Genomic DNA, 6,559 nt, shown 5'->3' with positions numbered 1-6,559 from the left:
AGCAAGTAATGCATCACTCAATTTTGTGATTTCAATTATTCCTGAATTGGGACGTGCAAAGCATTGAATCATGATATTACCGGTACGGCGAGTACATGGCTTATCTGCAATGCCAGAAGTAAAACTGGGACCACCTGCAATCGTTAAGCGGCACCAAACACCATCTTTAGGTACATTAAAGCCTGGTAAATTTGGATACTGGATTCTGTCTTGCGTAATACCGGTAAAAGCTTGCATACGATCGATAATAGCTTGCCTTGTCTGCTCTAAAGTCATTGCCATTTTAGCCGCCATACTTCTGAGAAATAAAGGTAAAGGTGGTGTTGTAAATTCCTTGTGGTGCTTGATCAGACCACCCATTTTCTAAGCGCTCTGCATAAGGCTGGTTGTTCTGGATATAAACTAAATTGCCCAACTTAAACTTCACGGCTTGAATAGCGGCATCCTGCACGGCGTTTGTTTCAGGTCCACGCACACCATAGTCTCCAGATCCAATTGAAACGATATGCGAAGCACGATAAGCGCCAGTATCAACAGGACTTGAAACCACTAAAGACTGAACAGCATCCATTGTAATTTTCTTTACCTTTTCCTCTGCTGTTTTAGCCACATCAAAACTAAATTCAGTTGGCTTTTTCCCCTTCCATCCCATCATTCACCTCGCTTTCTTCATACATTTTAAAAAGGTCTTGAGCGATCGCTTGAATTGAATATGCTTCAAACTCAACACTTGGCTCGCGCTCACCCATTAGCTTTTTAATCTTTTGCCAGACATGAACAGCTTTATGTAAAAGCAATCCATACACTTCAATTAAATTTCTTTCTGAGGTATCGCCCAACTGAACAACTGCATACGCGCCGTCAGAATAAAAATCAACTTGTGCAGCAGCACCTTCAGTAGACAAGAACTTATCAACGTTATTCATGTCCTCGAATAACAGATCCATGTGAAGCTGACTTCTAGCAAGAGTGTATTGAACATGTTGAAATGGTGAGATATGCCATAAAGGTACGTAATCTGTGCTAACCATGGTCTACCTTTTAACTTAGCAAAGGCATTTCAGTTGCCTCTCTGCCATCAAATGCATTATGAATAAAAATGCCATCCACATATTCGGGATGGCATTCGCAGTGAAAAAATGAATGAGGTTTTAAATCATCATCAGGTACAACCTGAAAGCTGTCATAGACCTCATGTGCAGTCCAAGTCATAATTACTCCAATAAAAAACCCACCGAAGTGGGAATCATGATGAAACTTGTAACGGTTTAAGTTTTCTAAATACTTCCATAATTCTTGTATAGTGGATTTCATTTTCTTTTGCGTATTTATCCAAATCAGTTTTTAATTCTTCTTTTCTAGAGAGTGATTCTGTATCTAAAAATTCAGCAATTGCATCATATTCAATTACAATTTCAATTTGTTTAAATAAACTCAGATACAAACCCAAAAAATCACCATCTAACTTCTTAATATTTTCCTTAAAACTTATAGCTTGATCATCTACTGCATCAATTTCATCTACCTTTAAGAAGAGATTTGCTACATCTCTATGGAATTGCATTTGCTGTTCATTAAACTTTTCTACATCTGCTTTTAATCTGGGGTTAAGGTTATAAAATGATAAAAAATCATTAGTTACTATTCTTAATATCTCCTCACTCAATTTCTCATTTTTCACAGCTACATGTTGTTCTCTCCAGTCATTGAATAAAACAAATGCTGCAATTGGAGCAAGAAATGCTGCACCTATTGTGAATGCATCTTTTAAAACATCGTATGCTTGCTTTTTATCAAGTAAATAATGATTCCATGGAAATGAACTTAAAATAATAAAACTAATTAACAAATAGCCTATTACTCCACCACCAACGAAATAACATACTCGTTTAATTTTATCTTCTAATTTTCTACTGGCCATATATCCCCCTAATTTAGAAGGATATTAGAACAAGTATTTAAACCTTCCTCAACTGACATTTCCAGATTGTACTGGCCGGATCTTGCTGAATATGAATAACTCGAAATGAGCCTAAAGCTGTTAGCCATTCATCATCAATTTTAGGTGTCATGGACACTTCATTTTGAAGCACGGTAGCCTTCTTATCTGTGGCCAGGACTCCAAGCGTCTGAATCTCATATTGACTGTAAGAGCCAAACAGAACGCCACGGCCAGAATAGTTTTCTTTAACCTCAATAGAAGTTTCAGTTTTAGGATCCCAATTAGTTTTTGAGATCCGCTCACAAGTAAATGAATGAACGGCGTCAGCCAAATCATCATTAAATGCTTCAGCAATGTCTGCCTGAATTTCGTCACGTAAGCCCATATCAAGCCCTGTAAAGTGGTATGCCAAAGCCATTAAAACTTGCATTTGGATCTTTCAAATCAAGTGAATCAATAAAATCAATTGCTATCTGTTCAAAGCTAGAAATTGCTTCAGATCCATCTTGGTATTCTTTTTCTGACTCTACAGAATCAGCTTTAACTTTCTTGCGCTTCAGCTGCTGATCTTTGCCGTTATAAATTACCTTGGCCAGAATTCCTTTGATAATTTCACAAGCTGCATCCTTAAGAAGTGGGTCAATAGGATCTGGTACAAAACCTATTCTGTTTTTCATCCAGACATTTGCCAGTTTAACCAGACGAGCTTTATCACTGTCTGGTGCAAAATCGCTGCCCAAAATTGAATTTGCGTCATCTACAGTAATAAAGCTCATTGCATTATTCCTTCGGGATTAATTTAAGGAGTTCTGCTTTTGTTGCAGACGGCTTGTAGCCAATGTTCTTACTAGCCAAATACTCTTTTAATTGATCATTTGACCAATTTTCAAAATCATTAGCTGCCGTTTCTGTAGCTGGATTTTCTTCCGCTTTTCCAGCTTCCAATTCAGCAATACGCGCTTGCATAGCAGCAACATCATTTTTAAAAGCCTCAAACTCTGCTTGAATGCTTACTACCTTTCCTTCAGCCGCTTTAGCAGCATTGTCAGCTTGGAGTACAGCATCTTTTAAACGTGAGTTTTCAGAAATTAACTCCGAACTATCACCATTAGCTTGTTCCAAGATTTCGATTTTCTGTTTAAGTTGCCCGTTTTCTTCAATAACCTTTTCACAGTCAGCTTTTGCTTGATCAATGACTTTTTGCAGCTCTGGAGTAATTCCAACCGCGACATTTACTGTGGCCAAAGTTGTTTTTGCAGGTTCTTCCAATTTGCGAACTTCAACTGGAATATTCAAAGCTTCATAATCATTTTGAATTTTCGGGTAATCACCGTAAATGATTACCTCTTCAGCACTTCGATTTGGATATTCATAATATTCAGGGTTTGCAATAGTCCCTACTTCTAATGCAGCTGCTGCCGCAATACGTGTATAGATTAGCTTCATGATGCATTTCTCTTTAATGTAAAAAGAGGGCTTAATAGCCCTCTTATAGTGAGATGTTTATGAGTTAACCAGTTGTTGTGCCAGACAAGTCAAGCAATGTGCCTGCTGTCATTTTGTTGCTAGTAGCATGTTTTTTCCAGTTGGCACTTGAACCAAGTAAAGTAAGGTCAGGGTTTTCGCCTTTTGATGTATCCCAGCTATAACCAAGAATATCTAAGTTGAACGCGCCTTCAGCACGCATTCCAATGCCTAAGTTTTCTTCATCATTGATGTCATAAGCTCGGAAGCCAGGTACTTGTGATTCTGTAACAGTAACCGCACCCATTTGCAAACCAAATGCATCATCATCACCTACAGCATCTGTAACCAATACCGGCTTACCTAAGGTACCTGGTAAACCACCATAGATAACGATTTCAGATTCTCCATAAATTTGCTTGGTGATTGCATCATCGACAATATCGAAATAAGTATCTGAGTTCATCACCCACAAACTAATACGACCAAACTTATCACCAAACTTACGCATACCACGTGTTAGTGCTTTACGGCCATCTACCGCAATACTGCCTTTGGCAACCATATCTGGGTTGCTAGAAATAGCTGCTTTTAATGAGGCTAAACTGTACTGTAAACGTCCTGCAACCAATGCATCTGCTAAATCATAACCAAGAATCATTGCAAATTCTTCAGGTGTACGTGCACGGCGTTTGAATGCCTCTTCAGTGGAAGCATAAGGGCCATATTTATATGGGACTTTTACACCTACAGATTCACCAGAACCAATTTTCTCAGGCACTACTTTGGCGGTTGAATTCACATCACGATGTTTAATGCTACCGCCCACTTTGTAGAATGCTTCTTTGTTGAAATCACCTTCAATGATCTCATTACGATAAACAATTGCACCATTAGAGGCTTGGTTAAATACATTCAAATTGTCTTGCAAACGCTCTAAATAAGCAGTTTGTGCCAATTGGTTGTAGATGATCATGTCTGAGTTAACTGTTGTAGTCATAACGACTTATCTCCAAATTTTTAATGATTAGTTCGGCAGTTTTAGGAAGGCATCATTGCCATGTTCTTTGATGTAGTCAGCTTTCTGAGAAACAGACATTTCACTGCGTTTCATTCCTGCAGGCGCTCCACCTTTGCCCCCACCTTGAAAACCGCCACCAGTTCCTTTACCACCTTTAAGAATTAAGTCTTTATGCTGGTATCCACCAACCAATGACTCTAAAGCTTCATCAACATTTGCAAGTTCACCCGGACGGACACGCGAATAAATTTTTTCGCCGTTCGGATCATATGCAACCACCTTGCCCTCTTCGATTTTGAAGTGATGACCAAAGGTCGCTTGCACCATATCCACAGGTACTGCAATATTGTCTTGAATGTACTTAGAACGAGCAAAACCACCGCCGATAAGTTCTTTATGTAAAGAGGCTTCTAGAGCATCACGTTGCGCAACAATCGGGGCATATTTTTCCTCAACTGCTTTGATAGCTTCAGCTTTAACTTTCTCAACTTCACCGGCATCCACCAGCTTTTTATCATCGAGATTTTGGATTGTTTGTAATGCCTTTTTAGCTGCCGCTGGGTCTTCAATTCCTTCAAATGCTTTTAAACTTGCTTCCGCTTGTTCTTTAGCTAGACGATGGTTTTTTGCCTCAGTCCCCAGCTCATCAATTTTTGAAATCGCACGTGGCGCATCAAAACCGACTTCCTTTCCATCATCATGAATATAAACAGGATGGCCCTGTTCATTGATTACTGCGTAAGACTTACCTTCAATAGTTACTGTTTTAAGTTTCATAGGTTTCCACCTTTAGTTATTGAGTTTCCACTCGTTACGCTGTTTGCTTCCGCTTTCGGCAGGCAATAAAAAAGCGCCCTTTAGGACGCTTCATTTCTATAAATGATTATTTACTTAAAGCTTGGCGTACAAATGCATCTTTTGCTTCAAGTAGCTTTCTTAATCCTGTGGATTTTTCAGGCCCGTCAGGAAGTTGCTCATCCATTTGCCGAGCTAAATCACCAATTGGCTTACTAACTTGCTGCAAATGTTCAGGTAAATGTTCATATTGGAAATATTGGATAATAGGGCTTGGCATTTTCTTCTCGCAAAAAAAGCACCCGAAGGTGCTATGGTTAAAAATTAAGTTCTATTTGATAAGTGCAATTGCTTTTAATCTTTCAAAAGTAAAACCATAAATTGCCATGGCTTGAAACCTTAATTTGAAGAAATGGCACCAGAATTCATTTTGTGCTCAGAATATATTGAGCATCTGACATAGTGATTTGCTTTTCAGACATTTGTAATACCTTTCGCTACATTTCCTTTGTTTGATTTGGCCTTGGTGCATCACTCACTAAGCGAACACCATGAGCACCATATGCTTCAAAAGTTACAGTAATTGTTGCGGGTCCATTTAAGGCATCAGAATTCATCTGTACTGCTCTTTGTCCAGCTAGAGGTTGTCCAGTTTCTTCATCACAAATAACCAGATAACCTTTCAAAGTAGGGTGACGCTTTAGCACTAAATGTCTTGACTCACTCATAAGCCCAACTCCTTAAAGGTTTGCTCATCCAACTTTCGAAGTTGGTCCAATGTGTATAACCGCCTCTCTGGATCGAAGAACTTATCAAAATCAAATTTTCCTTCCTTATAGAGCTTGTAACGTTTCGGCCCCAACCATTCTCTTTGAAAGAAATCATCTGTCTTCTTGAAGAACTCTCTAAACGTAGTATTGGCATCTAGCTGCCCTATTAACTGGCTACGCTCTTCTTTGGGGATGTCTTTAACTCTACGTTCGTCCATTACAAATGGCCGTTCACCGATAAGTTGACCATCTTTTTTAACTGGTACTAGTTCGCTGCGACAATTAGGATGCAACGGCGGTACACGTTTTGCCGGATCATCAATCCTCCAGACAGTACCGTCTAAATGAGCACAAAGCTTAGATGTTCTTCCATCCAATACACTAATAAAACGAACATACTCAAAACCTAACTGTTTGAAAGTATCTAAATACGTTTGATTAGCAACATGACTACGAACTGTTCTTACGGTACGTTCAATATCCGTCTTAGAGCTACTTAAAAGCCCATCCTCATAATTAAGCCGTTTGGTACCACGAATACGCTGAACTATTTCCTGATTTGTTTTA

At 38.9% G+C, this 6,559-nt stretch carries 13 protein-coding genes; all 13 read right to left on the bottom strand.

Features of this window, described 5'->3' with window-relative positions; translation table 11 throughout:
* Positions 1-282, bottom strand: a 282-nt coding sequence (locus R5R67_RS18625; RefSeq protein WP_318755128.1) for a phage tail terminator-like protein, incomplete at its 3' end; no start/stop codon positions are given.
* Between the two features lies 1 nt (position 283).
* The gene (locus tag R5R67_RS18620; protein ID WP_002040724.1) at positions 284-652 is read right to left on the bottom strand and encodes a hypothetical protein; all 369 of its coding nucleotides are present in this window, start codon (positions 650-652) and stop codon (positions 284-286) included.
* Complete coding sequence (locus R5R67_RS18615; protein ID WP_009517140.1) at positions 624-1,031, bottom strand: hypothetical protein; 408 nt, start codon at positions 1,029-1,031, stop codon at positions 624-626. The genes R5R67_RS18620 and R5R67_RS18615 overlap by 29 nt, the downstream gene beginning before the upstream one ends.
* A gap of 10 nt (positions 1,032-1,041) precedes the next feature.
* Positions 1,042-1,212, bottom strand: coding sequence for a hypothetical protein (locus tag R5R67_RS18610; protein WP_000220307.1), 171 nt, complete (start codon positions 1,210-1,212; stop codon positions 1,042-1,044).
* A 34-nt stretch (positions 1,213-1,246) separates the two neighbouring features.
* Positions 1,247-1,921: a hypothetical protein gene (locus R5R67_RS18605; RefSeq protein WP_000168342.1), complete on the bottom strand. Its 675-nt coding sequence runs from the start codon at positions 1,919-1,921 to the stop codon at positions 1,247-1,249.
* 37 nt (positions 1,922-1,958) lie between these two features.
* The gene (locus R5R67_RS18600) at positions 1,959-2,327 is read right to left on the bottom strand and encodes a hypothetical protein (RefSeq protein WP_025466914.1); all 369 of its coding nucleotides are present in this window, start codon (positions 2,325-2,327) and stop codon (positions 1,959-1,961) included.
* A 1-nt stretch (position 2,328) separates the two neighbouring features.
* Entirely contained in the window at positions 2,329-2,718 is a 390-nt protein-coding gene (locus tag R5R67_RS18595; RefSeq protein WP_000008494.1) for a hypothetical protein, read from the bottom strand.
* Positions 2,719-2,722: 4 nt separating this feature from the next.
* Entirely contained in the window at positions 2,723-3,388 is a 666-nt protein-coding gene (locus R5R67_RS18590) for an Ish1 domain-containing protein (RefSeq protein WP_000767883.1), read from the bottom strand.
* 64 nt (positions 3,389-3,452) lie between these two features.
* Positions 3,453-4,406, bottom strand: coding sequence for a major capsid protein (locus R5R67_RS18585; RefSeq protein WP_000214194.1), 954 nt, complete (start codon positions 4,404-4,406; stop codon positions 3,453-3,455).
* A 27-nt stretch (positions 4,407-4,433) separates the two neighbouring features.
* Positions 4,434-5,204: a DUF6651 domain-containing protein gene (locus R5R67_RS18580; protein WP_000770064.1), complete on the bottom strand. Its 771-nt coding sequence runs from the start codon at positions 5,202-5,204 to the stop codon at positions 4,434-4,436.
* 106 nt (positions 5,205-5,310) lie between these two features.
* Complete coding sequence (locus R5R67_RS18575) at positions 5,311-5,502, bottom strand: hypothetical protein (RefSeq protein ID WP_001139861.1); 192 nt, start codon at positions 5,500-5,502, stop codon at positions 5,311-5,313.
* A 217-nt stretch (positions 5,503-5,719) separates the two neighbouring features.
* Positions 5,720-5,950 (bottom strand): hypothetical protein, encoded by a 231-nt coding sequence (locus tag R5R67_RS18570; protein ID WP_000004552.1) that lies wholly within the window; start codon positions 5,948-5,950, stop codon positions 5,720-5,722.
* Positions 5,947-6,559, bottom strand: a 613-nt coding sequence (locus tag R5R67_RS18565; RefSeq protein WP_318755125.1) for a minor capsid protein, incomplete at its 5' end; no start/stop codon positions are given. The genes R5R67_RS18565 and R5R67_RS18570, both read right to left, overlap by 4 nt.

It is taken from the genome of Acinetobacter sp. OYA S30 (assembly GCF_033599315.1).
Lineage (GTDB): Bacteria > Pseudomonadota > Gammaproteobacteria > Pseudomonadales > Moraxellaceae > Acinetobacter > Acinetobacter baumannii.
The sequence above is the reverse complement of the archived record's forward strand: the minus strand, read 5'-3'. Positions and strand labels throughout refer to the sequence as shown.

Bases quoted from the DNA above. Each gene is read 5' to 3' on its own strand.
- R5R67_RS18620 (WP_002040724.1), bottom strand. From the start codon at position 652: ATGGGATGGAAGGGGAAAAAGCCAACTGAATTTAGTTTTGATGTGGCT.
- R5R67_RS18615 (WP_009517140.1), bottom strand. From the start codon at position 1,031: ATGGTTAGCACAGATTACGTACCTTTATGGCATATCTCACCATTTCAA.
- R5R67_RS18610 (WP_000220307.1), bottom strand. From the start codon at position 1,212: ATGACTTGGACTGCACATGAGGTCTATGACAGCTTTCAGGTTGTACCT.
- R5R67_RS18605 (WP_000168342.1), bottom strand. From the start codon at position 1,921: ATGGCCAGTAGAAAATTAGAAGATAAAATTAAACGAGTATGTTATTTC.
- R5R67_RS18600 (WP_025466914.1), bottom strand. From the start codon at position 2,327: ATGGGCTTACGTGACGAAATTCAGGCAGACATTGCTGAAGCATTTAAT.
- R5R67_RS18595 (WP_000008494.1), bottom strand. From the start codon at position 2,718: ATGAGCTTTATTACTGTAGATGACGCAAATTCAATTTTGGGCAGCGAT.
- R5R67_RS18590 (WP_000767883.1), bottom strand. From the start codon at position 3,388: ATGAAGCTAATCTATACACGTATTGCGGCAGCAGCTGCATTAGAAGTA.
- R5R67_RS18585 (WP_000214194.1), bottom strand. From the start codon at position 4,406: ATGACTACAACAGTTAACTCAGACATGATCATCTACAACCAATTGGCA.
- R5R67_RS18580 (WP_000770064.1), bottom strand. From the start codon at position 5,204: ATGAAACTTAAAACAGTAACTATTGAAGGTAAGTCTTACGCAGTAATC.
- R5R67_RS18575 (WP_001139861.1), bottom strand. From the start codon at position 5,502: ATGCCAAGCCCTATTATCCAATATTTCCAATATGAACATTTACCTGAA.
- R5R67_RS18570 (WP_000004552.1), bottom strand. From the start codon at position 5,950: ATGAGTGAGTCAAGACATTTAGTGCTAAAGCGTCACCCTACTTTGAAA.